This is a genomic window from Mycobacterium sp. IDUB_39, from assembly GCF_055419205.1.
In genome coordinates, this window is sequence record NZ_JBVAXF010000001.1 from 1,278,160 (window position 1) to 1,295,097 (window position 16,938).

At 67.5% G+C, this 16,938-nt stretch carries 16 protein-coding genes and 1 riboswitch; of the genes, 8 read left to right on the plus strand and 8 right to left on the minus strand.

Features of this window, described 5'->3' with window-relative positions; all coding sequences use genetic code 11:
• Positions 1 to 47: 47 nt before the first annotated feature.
• Positions 48 to 710 (plus strand): class I SAM-dependent methyltransferase, encoded by a 663-nt coding sequence (locus ACZY0X_RS05935; RefSeq protein ID WP_463768653.1) that lies wholly within the window; start codon positions 48 to 50, stop codon positions 708 to 710.
• 94 nt (positions 711 to 804) lie between these two features.
• Here ACZY0X_RS05935 and ACZY0X_RS05940 read toward each other — a convergent pair whose 3' ends face one another.
• The 6 genes from ACZY0X_RS05940 to ACZY0X_RS05965 form a co-directional block, all read right to left on the minus strand.
• Positions 805 to 1,884, minus strand: a complete 1,080-nt coding sequence (locus tag ACZY0X_RS05940) for a prenyltransferase (protein ID WP_463768654.1) — start codon at positions 1,882 to 1,884, stop codon at positions 805 to 807.
• A complete protein-coding gene (locus ACZY0X_RS05945) occupies positions 1,871 to 2,602 on the minus strand; it encodes a class I SAM-dependent methyltransferase (protein WP_241401812.1) in 732 nt (243 codons plus the stop codon). The genes ACZY0X_RS05940 and ACZY0X_RS05945 overlap by 14 nt, the downstream gene beginning before the upstream one ends.
• A complete protein-coding gene (locus ACZY0X_RS05950) occupies positions 2,596 to 3,855 on the minus strand; it encodes a glycosyltransferase family 4 protein (RefSeq protein WP_463768655.1) in 1,260 nt (419 codons plus the stop codon). The genes ACZY0X_RS05945 and ACZY0X_RS05950 overlap by 7 nt, the downstream gene beginning before the upstream one ends.
• Before the next feature lie 122 nt (positions 3,856 to 3,977).
• Complete coding sequence (locus ACZY0X_RS05955; protein ID WP_463768656.1) at positions 3,978 to 4,433, minus strand: PPOX class F420-dependent oxidoreductase; 456 nt, start codon at positions 4,431 to 4,433, stop codon at positions 3,978 to 3,980.
• Between the two features lie 31 nt (positions 4,434 to 4,464).
• A complete protein-coding gene (locus tag ACZY0X_RS05960) occupies positions 4,465 to 4,767 on the minus strand; it encodes a hypothetical protein (RefSeq protein WP_463768657.1) in 303 nt (100 codons plus the stop codon).
• A 7-nt stretch (positions 4,768 to 4,774) separates the two neighbouring features.
• Positions 4,775 to 5,311 carry a hypothetical protein gene (locus tag ACZY0X_RS05965; protein ID WP_463768658.1) on the minus strand — a complete coding sequence of 179 codons (537 nt, stop codon included), beginning with the start codon at positions 5,309 to 5,311 and terminating at the stop codon, positions 4,775 to 4,777.
• A gap of 85 nt (positions 5,312 to 5,396) precedes the next feature.
• On the opposite strand from ACZY0X_RS05965, the gene ACZY0X_RS05970 reads away from it, so the two are divergent.
• The 6 genes from ACZY0X_RS05970 (at position 5,397) to ACZY0X_RS05995 (ending at position 11,232) form a co-directional block, all read left to right on the plus strand.
• Positions 5,397 to 6,797, plus strand: a complete 1,401-nt coding sequence (locus tag ACZY0X_RS05970; protein ID WP_463768659.1) for an acyl-CoA dehydrogenase family protein — start codon at positions 5,397 to 5,399, stop codon at positions 6,795 to 6,797.
• 90 nt (positions 6,798 to 6,887) lie between these two features.
• Positions 6,888 to 8,726, plus strand: coding sequence for a hypothetical protein (locus ACZY0X_RS05975; RefSeq protein ID WP_463768660.1), 1,839 nt, complete (start codon positions 6,888 to 6,890; stop codon positions 8,724 to 8,726).
• Entirely contained in the window at positions 8,723 to 8,911 is a 189-nt protein-coding gene (locus tag ACZY0X_RS05980) for a hypothetical protein (RefSeq protein ID WP_463768661.1), read from the plus strand. The genes ACZY0X_RS05975 and ACZY0X_RS05980 overlap by 4 nt, the downstream gene beginning before the upstream one ends.
• Positions 8,908 to 9,348, plus strand: a complete 441-nt coding sequence (locus ACZY0X_RS05985) for a hypothetical protein (RefSeq protein ID WP_463768662.1) — start codon at positions 8,908 to 8,910, stop codon at positions 9,346 to 9,348. The genes ACZY0X_RS05980 and ACZY0X_RS05985 overlap by 4 nt, the downstream gene beginning before the upstream one ends.
• Positions 9,345 to 10,670, plus strand: coding sequence for a hypothetical protein (locus tag ACZY0X_RS05990; protein ID WP_463768663.1), 1,326 nt, complete (start codon positions 9,345 to 9,347; stop codon positions 10,668 to 10,670). Before ACZY0X_RS05985 ends, ACZY0X_RS05990 begins: the two co-directional genes overlap by 4 nt.
• 10 nt (positions 10,671 to 10,680) lie before the next feature.
• Positions 10,681 to 11,232 (plus strand): isochorismatase family protein, encoded by a 552-nt coding sequence (locus tag ACZY0X_RS05995; protein ID WP_463768664.1) that lies wholly within the window; start codon positions 10,681 to 10,683, stop codon positions 11,230 to 11,232.
• Here the strand turns inward: ACZY0X_RS05995 and metE are convergent.
• Both metE and ACZY0X_RS06005 read right to left on the minus strand, forming a co-directional pair.
• Entirely contained in the window at positions 11,229 to 13,505 is a 2,277-nt protein-coding gene (gene metE / locus ACZY0X_RS06000; protein ID WP_463768665.1) for a 5-methyltetrahydropteroyltriglutamate--homocysteine S-methyltransferase, read from the minus strand. The two genes, ACZY0X_RS05995 and metE, sit on opposite strands and share 4 nt — an antisense overlap.
• 123 nt (positions 13,506 to 13,628) lie before the next feature.
• Positions 13,629 to 13,841, minus strand: a riboswitch (cobalamin riboswitch).
• Positions 13,842 to 13,845: 4 nt separating this feature from the next.
• Positions 13,846 to 14,700, minus strand: coding sequence for an enoyl-CoA hydratase/isomerase family protein (locus ACZY0X_RS06005; protein WP_463768666.1), 855 nt, complete (start codon positions 14,698 to 14,700; stop codon positions 13,846 to 13,848).
• Here ACZY0X_RS06005 and glgX point away from each other — a divergent pair.
• Positions 14,639 to 16,912, plus strand: coding sequence for a glycogen debranching protein GlgX (gene glgX, locus ACZY0X_RS06010; protein ID WP_463768667.1), 2,274 nt, complete (start codon positions 14,639 to 14,641; stop codon positions 16,910 to 16,912). The two genes, ACZY0X_RS06005 and glgX, sit on opposite strands and share 62 nt — an antisense overlap.
• The last annotated feature ends 26 nt before the right edge of the window (positions 16,913 to 16,938 follow it).

A 16,938-nucleotide genomic window follows, 5' to 3' on the forward strand; every position in this document is an offset into this window, starting at 1 on the left:
TGGACGCTACTACAACCCGGGTGGACCAGCAACGGTAGGTTGGCCGAATGAGCACCGCCGACACCGCACTGCCGCCGTCCGCCGCGCGCCTGTTCTCGCACGCCGAGCAGGTCACCGGTTTCATGCCCGCGGACGAGGGACGCGCCCTCTACGACGCCGCCGTGCGCTACCTCGGTGACGGCGTCGGCGTCGAGATTGGCACCTACTGCGGAAAGTCGACCGTAATGCTCGGCGCGGCCGCGCAGACCACCGGTGGCGTCCTGTACACCGTCGATCACCATCACGGCTCCGAGGAACACCAGGTCGGCTGGGAGTACCACGACACGTCCATGGTCGATCCGGTCACCGGACTCTTCGACACGCTGCCCTCGCTGCGCCACAATCTGGACGCCGCGGGACTCGACGACCACGTGGTGGCCGTGGTGGGCAAGTCGACGGTGGTGGCCCGCGGCTGGCAGACGCCGGTGCAGTTCCTGTTCATCGATGGCGGCCACACCGAGGAGGCCGCGCAGCGCGACTACGACGGCTGGGTCAAATGGGTGACCGTCGGTGGCTGCCTCGTCATCCACGACGTGTTCCCCAACCCCGAGGACGGCGGGCAGGCGCCGTTCCACGTGTACCAGCGTGCGCTGAACTCGGGCCAGTTCCGTGAGGTCGGCGCGACCGGATCGATGCGCGTCCTGGAGCGCACCGCGCCACACACGGAGTAATCCCCACCCCCACTGCGCTCGTTTGTGAATCTGACGACGCGAAACCGACTGAAACGTCGCAGGATTCACAAATGGGCGTAGAGACAGGCGCTGACTAGCGCCGGGTCACGCAGGCGCAGTCGAACTCGCTCTCCAGGCCGCGCGGCAGGTCGTCGGCACGGAAGATCCCGCTGCCGGCGGTGGTCGACGACAGGGCATCGGCGGCCAGGATCATGGCGGCACCCGTCCAGGTCGTCCGCTCCACCGGCCAGCGCTTACCGTCGGCGAACACCAGACCCGTCCAGTACGAACCGTCGGTCTCACGCAGATGGTGCATCGCCGCGAACTGTTGGTGCGCACGCGCCGAGTCGCCCATGGCGTCCAGCGCCATCACGAACTCGCAGGTCTCGGCGCCAGTCACCCACGGCCGATGGTCGATGCAGCGAATTCCCAGGCCCGGCACCACGAACTCGTCCCACCGTGCGTCGATACGCGCGCGGGCGGCCTCGCCCCGGATCGCTCCACCGAGCACCGGGTAGTACCACTCCATCGAGTGGGTGTCCTTGGCCAGGAACAGCTCCGGATGCTCTGCGATGGCGTGGCCGAGTGCACCGACCGCGACCTCCCACTCGGGCTGCGGCTCGTCGAGGTAGTTCGCCAGCGCGATCGCGCACCGCATCGCGTGGTGGATGCTGGCACAACCGGTCAGCAACGCCTCCTGGATGATTCCGGCAGGGCTTGCGGCCCAGGCGATCTCGCCACCGTCGAGCTGCAGCGTCAGGACGAAGTCGATGGCCCGGCTCACGACGGGCCACATGGTCTCAGCGAAGCCCCGGTCCTGGGTGATCAGCACGTGGTGCCACACGCCGGTGGCGACGTACGCGCAGAAGTTGCTGTCGCTGTTGGCATCCTCGATGACACCGTTACGGAACTGAATGGGCCACGATCCGTCCGCACGCTGCGTGGCCCTGCACCACTCGTAGGCGGCGCGGGCGGGTTCCCACAGCCCGGCGACGGTGAGAGCCATCGCGTTCTCGACGTGGTCCCAGGGATCGGTGTGACCACCGTCGAACCAGGGCAGTGCGCCGGTCGACTCCTGGGTGGCGGCGATGGACTCGGCGGTCTGCAGGCACTGATCTGGAGTCAGAACGCCTGCGACGCCTGGAATTTCGTGACTGTGCTTAGGACTTCTCACTGGCAATCACCGGCTTACGGAAGTACAGCGCGACGCTCTTGCCGATCAGCGGATTCAGCAGCGCCTCGGCATTTCGGGTTAGCCACGGTCGCGACATCATGTCCCACACCAGCAGCTTGTGATAGGCAGCGACGGCGGGGTGGTTCGGCTTCTCCACGCCCACAGCACATTTCAGCCACCAGAACGGCGAGTGCAGCGCGTGCGCGTGGTGACTGTGATCGAACTCCAGGCCGCGAGCCGCGATCTTGGCGTGCAGCTCATCGGCGCGATAGATGCGAATGTGGCCGCCCTCGTTGGCGTGGTACTCGTCAGACAGCAGCCAGCAGACCTTCTCGGGCAGCCAGCGCGGCACCGTGACGGCGAGCCGGCCGCCCGGCTTGAGCACACGAACCAGCTCATCGATGGCGCGGTCGTCCTCCGGGACGTGCTCGAGGATCTCCGACGCCATGACGCAGTCGAATGTGCCGTCGGCGTAGGGCAGTTCGAGCGCATCGCCCTTGACCGCCTCCGCCTTGGCCGATGCTGGCGCCTCACCCTGCTCCTGCATGGCCTGCAGAATGGCGTCGACATCGTTCAGGTCTTCAGCGCTCTGGTCGAACGCGATAACGTCCGCGCCCCTTCGGAACGCCTCGAACGAGTGCCTGCCCGCACCACAGCCGACGTCGATGACGCTGGTGCCCGGGCCCACGCCAAGCCTGTCGAAGTCGACGGTCAGCATGCGCCTGCCTTCCTCTGCCCACCACGTTGAGTTCGCTCACACGCCCGCTCGTACACGGCGACGGTCTGTGCGGCCACGGACTCCCAGCTGAACACATCGACGGCCCTGGTACGACCCGCGGCACCGAGGCGCCGCAATTCGAGCGGCGAGTCGAGCAGTGCGCCAAGCACATTGGTCAGGTCGTCGACATCGCCCGGGTTGACCAACCGCGCGCACTCGCCGTCGGGCCCCAGGACCTCCGGCAGCGCACCCGCGCGGCTCGCGACGATGGGCGTGCCGCTGGCCATCGCCTCGACGGCCGGCAGCGAGAAACCCTCATACAGCGACGGGATGCAGGCAACCTCCGCCGAGGCCAGCAGGCTGGCGAGCGCGGCGTCGGACAACCCACTCGAGCTGTGCACGATATCGGAGATGCCCAGTTCGGCGATCAGCTTCTCGGTCGGGCCGTTGGGCTCGAGCTTTGAGACGAGCTGAACGTCGAGGTCACGCTCCACGCGCAACCGTGCCACAGCGTGCAGCAGGTGGCTGACGCCCTTGAGTGGCACGTCGGCGCTGGCGATCGCGATGATCCGGTTGCGCACCCGATCACCCGCGGGCTTGAACAGCTCGGTGTCCACGCCGAGCGGAACCACCTGCAGCTGATCGAGCGAGACGCCGAAGTCCGCGGCGATGTCGGCTGCCGAGGTCGATGAGACGGTGAGCAGCTCCGGGATCCGGCGAGCCACCCGCTTCTGCATCTCGGCGAACCCGTACCACCTGCGCACCAAGGGCTTTCGCCACCACTTGGCGGCTGCGACGTCGACCACGCGGTCGCGCGTGATCGGATGGTGCACGGTGGCGACGACCGGCAGACCCGTGGCGACGATCTTCAGCAGCCCGTCGCCAAGGCTCTGGTTGTCGTGCACGACGTCGAACTCGTCGCGACGCTCGGCGAGGATGCGCGCCATCCGCAGACAGAAGGTCTTGGGCTCGGGGAAGGCCGCGGTCCACGTGGACAGCAGCTCGAGCAGATCGATCCGATCGTGAATCTCGCTGGGCCGCGGGATACGGAACGGATCCGGCTCCCGATAGAGGTCCAGGCTGGGCACCTCGGTGAGCCGCACCCGGGGGTCGAGGCCCTCCGGGTAGGGCGGGCCGGAGAACAACTCGACGTCGTGACCGAGTTCAACGAGGCCGCGACTGAGGTGCCGGACATACACACCCTGGCCGCCACAATGCGTCTTGCTCCGATAGGAAAGCAGGGCGATCCGCATGGTCAGTTCACCGCGGCCAGAGTCGGCGTGAGGGCTCTGGACATGTGTCCAGACTATAGTTTGACTAGCTAGTGACCGCAATGTGGCCGCCTTGGCCGACCACCGCGAGCGGTGCTCTCGCCCTACGCGGGAGGGAATCCTCCGGTGGCGATCGGACCCCATCGCGTCGGCGTCACACGGATCAGGCACTTGCCCTGGACGATCATCGCCTCGCGGTATTCGTCCCAGTCCGAGTGCTCGCCCGCGACGGCGCGGAAGTACTCGACCAGACCGTCTACGGCCTCGGGCACGTCGATGACCTCGGCATCGCCGTCGACCTGCACGTATGGCCCGTTGAATTCATCGGACAGCACCGTGATGCTGGCGCGGCGGTCACGGCGCAGGTTCACCGACTTGGCCCGCTGCGGATAGCTCGCCACCACGATCCGGCCCTCTCCGTCGACACCCCCGGTGACGGGCGAACTCTGCAATGAACCATCGGCCCGATGGGTGGTCAGCACCATGTGATGGCGGGAGCGGATGAAGTCGAGCATCTCGGGGCGGGCGACGACGTCAGCCGTGGCGTACTTGCGAGCCATGCCTCCAACGTACTGACGTGCGCGAATTCCGCTACTTGCGCTTCAACGTCCAGGCCGGCACCCAGTGCGTGACGGCCCTGCGATCTGCGCCGTAGGCCACGTCGTAGGTCACCCATCCCCACCAGTGGCCCTGCTCGCACAGCCCCCAACACGTCAGCCTTCCCTCGACGATGGCGTGCATCTGCAGGCCTGCCGGGTGGTAGCCGCCGGTCCGATGCGGCTCGCGCGGGAACATCGTGGCGAGATCGATCAGGACCGGCATGGGCGGATCCACCCGGCGAAACGTCGCCGGCTGCGGCTGACCGTTGTGCCCGATCGACTGCAGCTGCCCCATTGTTCGATCATACGTTCGAATCAAGGTCGGACGGCAGCACGAACGTGAACGCTCGCGGGAAACCCAAGCCGGTCAGCCGGCCGGTGCGCACCGCGCTCACCGAAGTCGTCCTGACCTCACCGGAGGACGGTTCGTAGCAGCGCAGACGCTCCCCCGACGCCTCGACGATCAGCACCCAGTGCCGCGGGATGACGTTGCCGACGAGCATGGCTACGGGACGCTCCTGCGCGACGGCGGCCAGCACGTCGGCCATCGCGTCGCGTCGACCCCACAGCCCGCGGCACAGACGCCACCGATAGGGCACACCGCAACCGGCACCCTGCGCGCTGATCGCCCTGGTCATGCCCATCGGGGTGGTGCCGAGCGCCCGCGGCCAGACCCGGTTGATTCGCCCGTGCACCCGGCCCTGCTCCCTGGCGAACCACGTGGGCGCCGCAAGTTCGCGGCGATACGCCGGGTCCAGCAGCGCACCCGCCACCACGGCGACGGCAGGACCGCACGAGACGCCGTCGCGCTGCCGCAGGCGCAGAGCCGCGAGCTTCACGATTCCCAGGCTAGGCCGATCGGGATTCCCGTCACCCAGATATGGGTATCGGTGAACACATGTCCACTGGAACGCAGGGTCGGCCATGAGCCTCGACTTCACGCCGACCATCGCGCAGCATGATCTGGCCCGCCGCACGCACGAGTTCGCCGAGCACGTGATTCGGCCGGTGGCACGCGACTACGACCAGCGCCAGGAGTTTCCCTGGCCGGTGCTGGAGGAGGCCGCCGAGCGCGGGTTCTACAGTCCGCTGTTCTATCGCGACCTGATCGGCGACCCGAGCGGCCTCTCGCTGCCGATGTTCATGGAGGAGCTGTTCTGGGGCTGCGCGGGGATTGGGCTGGCGATCGTCATGCCCGCGTTGGCGCTGTCAGCGATCGGACAGTCCGCGACGCCCGAACAGATGCTGCAGTGGGCTCCGGAGTGCTTCGGGTCGCGCGGCGACCTCAAGCTCGCCGCGCTGGCCATCTCCGAACCCGAGGGCGGCAGCGATGTCCGCAACCTGCGTACACGCGCACGACGCGACGGCCCCGGCGAGAACGCGGACTGGATCATCGACGGCAGGAAGATGTGGATCGGCAACGGCGGCATCGCCAACGTGCACGTCGTGAACGCAGTGGTCGACGACGACCTCGGCCATCGCGGGCAGGCGCTGTTCGTGGTGCCCGGTGGCACACCCGGTCTGGAGATGGTGCGCAAGCTCGACAAGCTGGGCTGCCGCGCGTCGCACACCGCGGAGCTGAGATTCTCTGGTGTCCGGGTGCCTGCGGCCAATCTGCTCGGTGGACCGGACAAGCTCGAACGCAGGCTGGCGAGGGCCCGCGAAGTGGTGGCCGGGGCCAAGCACTCGGGTTCGGCGACCATGGGCACGTTCGAGCAGACCCGCCCGATGGTCGCCGCCCAGGCCCTTGGAATCGCGAGGGCCGCACTGGAATACGCCACCGAATATGCCAACGAACGCGAAGCCTTCGGCGCGCCCATCATCGACAACCAGGGCATCGCGTTCCCGCTGGCCGATCTGGCAACCAAGGTCGACGCCGCCCGACTGCTCACGTGGCGGGCCTCGTGGATGGCCGCCACGGGTGTGCCGCTCGAACGCGGCGAGGGCTCGATGGCCAAGCTCGCCGCGAGCGAGGTGGCGGTCGAGGCCACCGAACGCGCCATCCAGACCCTCGGCGGCTGGGGCTACATCACCGACCACCCCGTCGAGAAGTGGTACCGCGACGCCAAGCTGTACACGATCTTCGAGGGCACCAGCGAGATCCAGCGCATCGTCATCTCCAACGCACTGGGCGCCGCCGCGGGCAAGCCCCCGCTGCACGTCGAACTCGAGCCGTCCGGCGGCCCGCTCAACGCGGCGTTCGGTCGTGGCACCCCAGCGCGCACCTGGGCGGCCAATGCCGCCCTGGACATGCGGGACAAGGTGCCGGGTCCCGTGATGAACCTGGCGATGAAGGTGCTGCGGCCACCCAGGAAGAACCGATGATGCGGTACCCCTGGTCACGCATACCGGATTCTGGCAACATTACCGGCGAGTAGGTTCGGCTGGCCGAACACGATTGAGGTGGGGATTTCGATGGAGACTCGGCAGTTCGCAGTTACCTACCTCGCCGCGGGCACCGAGGGTGGCGGGGCGGCGATCGGTGAGGTCATTGGCATGTCCGCCGTCGGGCTGGTCGTCGGCGTCATCCTGATCTGGGTGGGCTATCTGCATCGGGCACGCAAGATCACCTGGCTGCACGATCTCGGCGAGCGCGCCGCCCGCAGGTTCAAGCGCCCGGCCTGGGTCGCACTGCCCATCATGCTGTTCATCACGACCATCATCAGCGCGCTGTTCGGCTTCATCTGGGACGTCAGCCTGCACATCGGCAACGGCCGCGACCCGGGGCCGCTGGCCAACCCCGCCCACTACTTCATCCTCTTCGGGCTCTTCCTCCTGTTCGTCGCCGGCTGCCTGGCGTGCGTGCTGCCCTATGACAAGCCGGGCCCGTCGGCCGTCCGGATCACGCGCACCTGGTACGCCCCGGTCGGGGGGCTACTGATGGCCGGATGCGGGCTGTACGCGTTGATCGGGTTCCCCCTCGACGACATCTGGCACCGCATATTCGGTCAGGACGTGACGCTGTGGGGTCCGACCCACCTGATGATGATCGGAGGCGCGGGATTCTCCACGCTCGCAGCGCTGTACCTCGACCACGAGGGCCGTCGGGCAGTCGGTGAGGACGCCCCCAAGGACGGACCCGGGCTGAAGTTCGTGCAGTACCTGGCTTTTGGCGGCGTGGTCATTGGGATGTCGGTGTTCCAGATCGAGTTCGACTTCGGCGTGATGCAGTTCCGCCAGGTCTTCGAACCCATGCTGATCGCCGCCGCGGGAGCCTTCGCACTCGTCGCGGCCCGGATGATGCTCGGCCGTGGAGCCGCGATCGTGGCGGCGCTGCTGGCGATCGCGCTGCGCGGCCTGATGGCCGTGCTGGTGGGCCCGGTGCTTGGCGCTCCGATCAACTGGTTCGCGTTGTACCTCGGTCCGGCCATCGTGATCGAACTCCTCGCGCTGACACCGCTTTTCAAGCGCCCAGTGCTGTTCGGCCTCGTCAGTGGCGTCGGGGTGGCGACGGTCGGCCTGTGGCTGGAGTCGCTGTGGATCGGCGCCGTCTACGAGTACCCGTGGCCTGCCAGCATCTGGCCCGAGGCGCTGATGATGGCGGTTCCCGTCGCCGCGCTCGTCGGTGCCTGCGGAGCCATGGTCGGCATGGTGGTCACCGGGCAGACGCTGCCGAGTCGAGCAGTGAGCGTCGGCCTGGTGGTGCTGGCAGTCATCGCCATCGCCGCAGCCACGGCCAACGGGCTTCGCTACGACGTCCCACAGAACGCCACCGCGACCATCACGTTGACCGAAGCGCCCAGCATCGGCGACCAGCGCATGGCGACCGCCGACATCCGCATCAACCCACCGGATCTGGTCAGCGCAGACCCCAACTGGGTGTCGGTGTTGGGCTGGCAGGGCGGAATCGAGAACGATCGCGGCATCTTCGTCGATCATCTGGAGCGACTCGGGTCGGGGCACTTCCGCTCGACCGAGCCGATGCCGATCTCGGGTACCTGGAAGACGCTGTTGCGCGTCCACGACGGCCGAACCCTGGCGGCCGTGCCGATCTACCTTCATGGCGACCCGGGCATCGGCGCCGAGGAGGTACCCGCGGAGTCCTCGATGACGCGGCCGTTCGTCGCCGAGGTCACCATCCTGCAGCGCGAACGTAATCCCGATATTCCACAAGCACTTTGGCTTATCGGCTGCCTCGTGGTGCTGTTCTGCACGCTGACCCTCATCGCCAGTCTGGCCTGGGGCGCGGGACGGCTCAACAAGAACGAGCCGACCACCAGCGAGCCCGAGCTGGCACCGTCCGGGCAGACATGACGGGCAGCACCGCACCCGAGATTCTCGCCGACCATTCGATCCTGCTCGCGATTCCCGCTTTCGCACCAGCGCTTGTCGTCGTGGGCGTGGTGATCTGGATTGTGATGCGCGACAGGCGCCGCGGCGACGACGAGGGTCCTTCCAGCGAATCCCCAGCGTCGACCGGCGAGGATGGCTCACCGTGACCACATCCACAATCTCCCGGACTCTGCTTGCCACCCTTGCCGCGGCACTGATCACCGCGGGCTGCGGCGGACCGACTCAGGAGGCGACGAGCAGCTCCCCGACATCTCCGGGCGCTTCCCCATCATCCACGGCCGCACCGGAACTCACCGATCAGCAGGAACCACCCGCCGTCGCGTCGCTCGACGTCACGATCAGGGACGGTGAGGTCATACCCACCAACACGCAGATGGACGCCCAGGTGGGACAGCCCATCGTGATCCGGGTCAACAGCGACGCGGCCGACGAGTTGCACGTGCACTCCAGTCCCGAGCACAGCTTCGCCATCACGCCGACGAACGGTCAGTCCTTCCAGTTCACCGTCGACGTGCCCGGCAGGGTCGACGTCGAACTGCACCAGCTACACACGACCATCGTCACCATCACCGTCGTGCAGTGACGCCCGCGCAGGCGACGGTGGTACTCGCGCACGGGTTGGGTGGATCTTCCGATCTTCCAATTCCCTTCACCTACGCCCTGATCGGCGCCGCGTGGGCGTTGACGTTCACATTCGCCGTCGTCGCACTCGCCTGGAAGCGCCCCCGCTTCGACCCGGACAGACCCGCACGGCCCCTGCCCCAGTGGTGCACGGCCCTGGTCGACAACTCCGCCGTGCGGTGGACGGTCGCGCTGCTCGCGCTGCTGCTCGCGCTGTGGGTGGGGGTGGCGGCGGTGTTCGGGCCCCAGGACGGCGACAACCCGTTGCCCGGCGTCTTCTACGTGCTGCTCTGGGTCGGTCTGGTGGCAGTGTCGGTGGTGTTGGGGCCGGTCTGGCGGCTGCTGTCACCGGTGCGCACGGCCTACCGGCTGCTACCCATCTCGCGCAGGCCGCCGCCGCGGGCGTACCCGGCGCGTTGGGGGTACTGGCCGGCCGTACTGGGCCTGTTCGCGTTCGTCTGGCTCGAACTCGCCAGCTCCGATCCGGGATCGCTTGCCGCCATTAAGGTATGGCTGCTGGCATACCTGGCGGTGACGATGGCCGGCGTGCTGCTGTTCGGGACGCGCTGGGCCGCCCGGGCTGACCCGTTCGAGGTGTACGGCGTTGTGGTGTCACGCCTGTCGCCATTGCGGCGCAACGCCGACGGTCAGCTCGGCGTCGGCAACCCGTTCGACCACCTGCCGTCGTTGCCGGTTCGGCCGGGCACGGTTGCGGTGCTGGCGGTCCTGCTGGGATCCACTGCGTTCGACAGCTTCTCGGCGATGCCGGGATGGCGCGGTTTCGTCGACGATGTGTCGGGCGGTTCGGGAACGGTCGCGGTACTGATCCGCACGGTGGCGCTGACCACTTTTGCCGGGGTGGTCGGCGGGTCGTTCTGGCTCGCGGCGCGCGCGACGGGCGGGGTCGACCACGCGAAGCGGCGGGAACTGCCGGGCCTGTTGGCGCACTCGCTGATTCCGATCGTGGTTGGTTACGTGTTCGCGCACTACCTGACCTATCTGGTGGAGCGCGGCCAGCAGACGGTGCTGCGCCTCGCCGACCCGTTCGGCTGGGGGTGGCTCGGCGACGCGCACGTGTCCTATGTGTTGTCGATGCACCCGTCGGTCCTGGCCACCCTCAAGGTCGGCTTCGTGGTGGCCGGGCATATCGCGGGTGTGGTGGCCGCGCACGACCGGGCGCTGGCAGTGCTGCCGAGACGCCACCAGGTGAGCGGGCAACTCGCGATGATGCTGGTCATGGTCGGTTACACGTTCACCGGGCTGTACCTGCTGTTCGGCGGTTAAGTTTGTCAGCATGCGCGCGCTGATCATTGTCGACGTTCAGAAGGACTTCTGCGAGGGCGGCTCCCTTGCGGTCGAGGGTGGCGCGGACGTCGCGCGCAAGATCACCGACCTGTTGCGCAACCACGACTACGACCACGTGGTCGCGACGATGGATTACCACATCGATCCCGGCGAGCACTTCTCCGAGCACCCCGATTACCAGGACTCCTGGCCGCCGCACTGTGTCGTGGGTACCGCGGGCGTCGAGTTCCATCCGGCGTTCGATCCGTCCGCCGTCGAGGCCGTGTTTCACAAGGGCCACCACTCGGCGGCCTACAGCGGTTTCGAGGGTGCGCACGCCGAGGACGGCACGGGGCTGGCCGACTGGTTGCGCCAGCGCGGTGTGGACGCCGTCGACGTGGCGGGCATCGCCACCGACTACTGCGTGAAGGCCACCGCGGCCGATGCGGTCGCCGCCGGTTTCACCACCCGCGTCCTGCTGGATCTGACGGCGGGGGTGTCGCCGGCGACGACCGCGCAGGCGGTCGACGCGCTGCGTGCCTCGGGCGTCGTGATCGGCTAGCTGCGGACCTCCCGGGCGGCGCTCACCAGGTGCCTCAGCGACGCCGTCACCTCATCGGTGGTCCGTGTCTTCAATCCACAGTCTGGATTGACCCAGAGCCGTTCGGCGGGAACGGACTTCAGCGCCTCCCGCAGCGATGACACCATCTCGTCGACACCGGGAACACGCGGTGAGTGGATGTCGTAGACACCCGGTCCGACGCTGTTGGCGAAGCCCACCTCGTTGAGGTCACCGAGCACCTCCATGTGTGACCGCGCCGCCTCGATCGACGTCACGTCGGCGTCCAGGTCGGCGATCGCTCCGATCACCTCGCCGAACTCCGAATAGCAGAGGTGCGTGTGGATCTGGGTGGAGTCGGCGACCCCCGACGTGGACAGCCGGAACGCGTCGACTGCCCACCTCAGGTACTCGTCCTTGTCCTTCGATCGCAGCGGTAGCAGTTCACGCAGCGCGGGCTCGTCGACCTGAATGATCGCGATACCCGCCGCCTGCAGATTCACCGTCTCGTCCCGGATCGCCAGCGCCACCTGGGCCGCGGTGTCGGCCAACGGCTGATCGTCGCGGACGAACGACCACGCCAGGATGGTCACCGGGCCCGTCAGCATCCCCTTCACCGGCTTGGCGGTGAGCGACTGCGCGTAGGTGATCCACTCGACCGTCATGGGCGTCGGCCGGCTGACATCGCCGTACAGGATCGGCGGACGCACGCAGCGGCTGCCGTAGGACTGCACCCAGCCGTTCTGCGTGGCGAAGAACCCGTCGAGCTGTTCGGCGAAGTACTGCACCATGTCGTTGCGCTCGGGCTCGCCGTGCACCAGCACGTCAAGACCCAGGTCCTCCTGAAGCTTGATGACGTCGGCGATCTCCGCCTTCATCCGGCGCTCGTACTCCGCCGCATCGATCTCGCCGGCCCGCAGTGCGGCCCGGGCCACTCTGATCGCCGATGTCTGCGGGTAGGAACCGATGGTCGTGGTCGGCAGGTCGGGCAGCCGCAGCCGTTGGTTCTGCGCCTCGCGGCGCTGCGCCGCCGGACCGCGCGTGGTGCCGGATGCGGCGATCGCGGCGATACGCGCGCGGATCCGCTCGTTGGACAGGCGCGGGTCGGCACGCCGTGAGGCGATGGCCGCGTTCGATGCGGCGACCTCGGCGGCGATGGCGTCCCGCCCGTCCCTCAGACCGCGCGCCAACGCGACCACTTCGGTGACCTTCTCGGAGCCGAACGCCAACCAACTGCGCAGCGCGGTCTCGAGCCCGGGCTCCGCGTCCAGTGTGTATGGCACGTGCAGCGTTGAGCAGGACGTCGAAACCGCCACTGCACCCGCCGATCCCACAATCGTGGCTAGCGTGCCCAACGCCGCCTCCAGATCGGTGCGCCAGACGTTGCGGCCGTCGACGATCCCGGCGACGACGGTCTTGCCCGCCAACTCCGGGACAGCGGCCACTGCCGATACGCCGCCCGCGACCAGGTCGACGCCGATGGCCTCAACGGGCGTCCGCGCCAGTGCGGGCAGCGCATCGGTCAACTCACCGAAGTAGGTCGCCACGAACAGCGCCGGCCGCTTGGCCAGCCCGCCAAGCAGTCCGTAGGCGCGCTCGGCCAACTGCGCGCCGTTGTCGAGGATGTCGGTCACCAGCACGGGCTCATCGAACTGAACCCACTCCACGCCCTCATCCACGAGGACCTCAAGCAGTTCCGCATACACGCCGAGCAGGTCATCGAGACGTGCGATGGGCGCACCCGCCCCGTCGACGGCCTTGGACAGCGCGAGGAACGTGATGGGTCCGACGATGACCGGCCTGGCCGGAATGTCGAGTGCGCGTGCCTCTTCCAGCTCACCGAGGAGCTTGAGGGGATTGAGTGCGAACCGCGTCCTCGGGCCGATCTCGGGAACCAGGTAGTGGTAGTTGGTGTCGAACCACTTGGTCATCTCCAGCGGCGCGACGTCGTCGTTCCCACGGGCGGCGGCGAAGTAGCGGTCCAGATCGCTGGAATCGGCACCGATACCGGCCACACGCTCCGGCAGGGCACCAACCAGCACGGCGGTATCAAGCATCTGGTCGTAGTAGGAGAAGGTGTTAACCGGCACCGAGTCCAGGCCCGCGGTGACAAGCGACTGCCAGGTGTCGGCACGCAGGTTCGCCGCAAGGGCCTCGAGTTCGGCTCGCTCGATGCGACCCGCCCAGTACCTCTCGACGGCACGCTTGAGTTCCCGATTGGGGCCGATCCGCGGTGATCCGGTGATGGTGGCGGTGAACGGTCTAGCTGTGGTCATGCAACGTCCTCTTGACGAGACGGATGGATATCACCAAGAGACGTCGAACCGAACGCGATCATTCCACTGGAGTAACCGCTTCGGCCACTGCCCATTCCACGAGGCGATGATCCACCGAACGCGGCGCGTCCGGTACGGCTGGCAGGTCTTCGGACTCACAGGCGCGCACGATGCTCGTGCACCTACTGGCCGTCGCTTCCCAGCCCTCGCGGGCCAGTGCTGATGACGGCGGTCGTTCCTGCATACCGCTGCGGGACAGTCCCGGATTCCCACCGGGTTCCCTCTTGCGATGTCGCCGTCCGAGGACGACGACAAACCAGCTGCACTGGCCAGCGTATCCCTAGTGCCGCGTCGGGTCGACGGGCCGCCCGGACCACTGCGGTGCACGACCGGCCTGGAACGCCCGCACGCCCTCGCGGGCGTCGTCATGGGCCATGAGTACGCGGTGGATGGCCGTCTCCCGCTCTCCGACCGCGGCGGAGTCGAGTCCAAACGAGTCCCACAGCAGTCGCTTGCTCGCCGCCACCGACATCGGCGCGGTATTGGTCGCGATGTCGTTGGCGATCTCCAGGGCCGCGGGCAGCACCTCGTCGGCGGCCAGCACCCGGCTGCCCAGCCCCAGCGCCACGGCGCGGTGCCCGTCGAACGTCGCGCCCGTCAGCAGGATCTCCGCGGCGTTCGCGATGCCGACGAGACGAGGCAGCACCCAGTGCGAGTACGCGTCGCCGACGACCCCGCGACGGACCTGCACGACGCCGTAGGTCGCGTCGGCGGCGAACAGGCGGATATCGCACTGCAGAGCCAGGGTGAGACCCAGCCCGATGGCGTGACCGTTGACCGCGGCGATCACCGGCTTGCTCAGCGTCCAGGCAGGCACCGCGACACCCGCGGCGGTGAAGTCGGGACCGGTTCCGGCGAAGGTCTCCTCGCCCCCGGCGAGGTCGGCACCCGCACAGAACGCGGGCGGAGCACCTGTGAGGACCACCACGCGGACCCTGTCGTCGGCATCGAGCCTGGTGTACGCGTCGGCCAGCTCCTCGCGCATACCATCGCCGACTGCGTTGCGCTGCGCGGGCCGATTCAGCGTGACAGTGGTTACACCGCCGCTCGCGCTGGTTTGCAAAGTGCGGTAAATGGGCAGATCAGCGGGTGCGGACAAGTGGCGTACCTCCAATGTGAGCCTCTCGCCCGCCATGCTCCCGCACCCTGGCACGTCGTATCGTCGACTTGGTCCGGATATCTCCCAGCAAGAAGGGTGCCCCTTGACCCAAGTCTCGAGTCCCAACGCCGTTCCTCAGGAGGTCTGGCGCGGCAAGGCCTACCCCCTTGGCGCCTCATATGACGGCTCCGGCACGAACTTCGCGCTGTTCAGCGAGGTCGCCGACCGCGTCGAGCTGTGCCTGTTCGACGCGGATGGCACCGAGACCCGGCTGACCCTGGAGGAGGTGGACGGGTTCGTGTGGCACGGCTTCCTGCCGAACATCGAGCCCGGACAGCGGTATGGGTACCGCGTGCACGGCCCCTTCGACCCCGCCGAGGGCCACCGGTGCAACCCGACCAAGCTGCTGCTCGATCCGTACGCCAAGGCGATCGACGGCATCTTCGACTGGAACCAGTCGCTGTTCGGCTACGACTTCGGTGACGAGGACAGCCGCAATGACGACGACTCCGCCGCGAGCATGCCGAAGTCGGTGGTGATCAACCCGTTCTTCGACTGGGGTATCGATCGTCCGCCGAACCACGAGTACGCCGACACCGTCATCTACGAGGCCCACGTCAAGGGTCTCACCGAAACCCATCCCGACATCCCCGAGCAGATGCGCGGCACCTACGCCGCCGTCGCCCATCCGGCGATCATCGAGCACCTCAAGGCACTCGGCATCACCGCCATCGAGTTGATGCCGGTGCACCACTTCGCCAACGACTCGACGCTGATCGACAAGGGGCTGTCGAACTACTGGGGTTATAACACCATCGGGTTCTTCGCACCCGACCCGAAGTACAGCAGCAGCGGCACCCCCGGCGGCCAGGTGCAGGAGTTCAAGGCCATGGTCCGCGCCCTGCACGAGGCCGATATCGAGGTGATCCTCGACGTGGTCTACAACCACACTGCCGAGGGCAACCACCTGGGCCCGACACTGTCCATGCGCGGCATCGACAACGCCGCCTACTACCGGCTCGTCGACGACGACAAGCGGTACTACATGGACTACACCGGCACCGGCAACAGCCTCAACGTCGGCCACCCGCACTCGCTGCAGCTGATCATGGACTCGCTGCGCTACTGGGTCACCGAGATGCATGTCGACGGGTTCCGCTTCGACCTGGCGTCGACGCTGGCCCGCGAGTTCTACGACGTCGACAAGCTGTCGACGTTCTTCGAACTGGTGCAACAGGATCCGACGGTCAGCCAGGTGAAGCTCATCGCCGAGCCGTGGGACGTCGGCCCCGGCGGCTATCAGGTGGGCAACTTCCCGCCGCAGTGGACGGAGTGGAACGGCAAGTACCGCGACACCGTGCGCGACTTCTGGCGCGGCGAGCCCGCCACCCTCGACGAGTTCGCCTACCGGCTGACCGGCTCCGCCGACCTCTACGAGAACACCGCGCGCAGACCCGTCGCCTCGATCAACTTCGTCGTCGCCCATGACGGCTTCACGCTGCGAGACCTGGTGTCGTACAACGAGAAACACAACGACGCCAACGGCGAGGACAACAACGACGGGGAGAGTCACAACCGGTCGTGGAACTGCGGCGTGGAGGGTCCCACCGACGACGCCGAGATCAACGCCCTTCGCGCCCGCCAGGAACGCAACTTCCTGACCACTCTGCTGCTTTCGCAGGGCGTTCCGATGATCAGTCACGGCGATGAGCTCGGACGCACCCAGGGCGGTAACAACAACGGCTACTGCCAGGACAACGAGATCACGTGGATCGACTGGGACAACGCCGACAGCGATCTCCTCGAGTTCGCCCAGGCGGTCTCCGCGCTGCGTGCCGCACATCCGGTGTTCCGTCGGCGTCGGTTCTTCAGCGGCAAGCCGGTCGGACGGCGCGGCGCGGCGGGCTTACCCGATATCGCGTGGTTCACCCCTGACGGCGCGGAGATGACGGGTGAGGACTGGGGTTCGGGGTTCGCCAAGTCGGTCGGTGTGTTCCTCAACGGCCACGGCATTCCCGACCGGGACACCCGCAATCAGCGAGTCATCGACGACTCGTTCGTGCTCTTCTTCAACGCGCACCATGAGGACATCGAATTCACGCTGCCGCCGACCGAGTTCGGCGAGGCGTGGCAACCGGTGATCGACACCCGCACTGACGATCCGGATCGGGATGCCGTGCTCAAGGCGGGGCTGAAGATCCCCGTCGAGGCACGCACCGTCATCGTGCTGCAGGCCGTCGCCGACTGAGCGTCAGCGACCCCCTCTTACTCGAT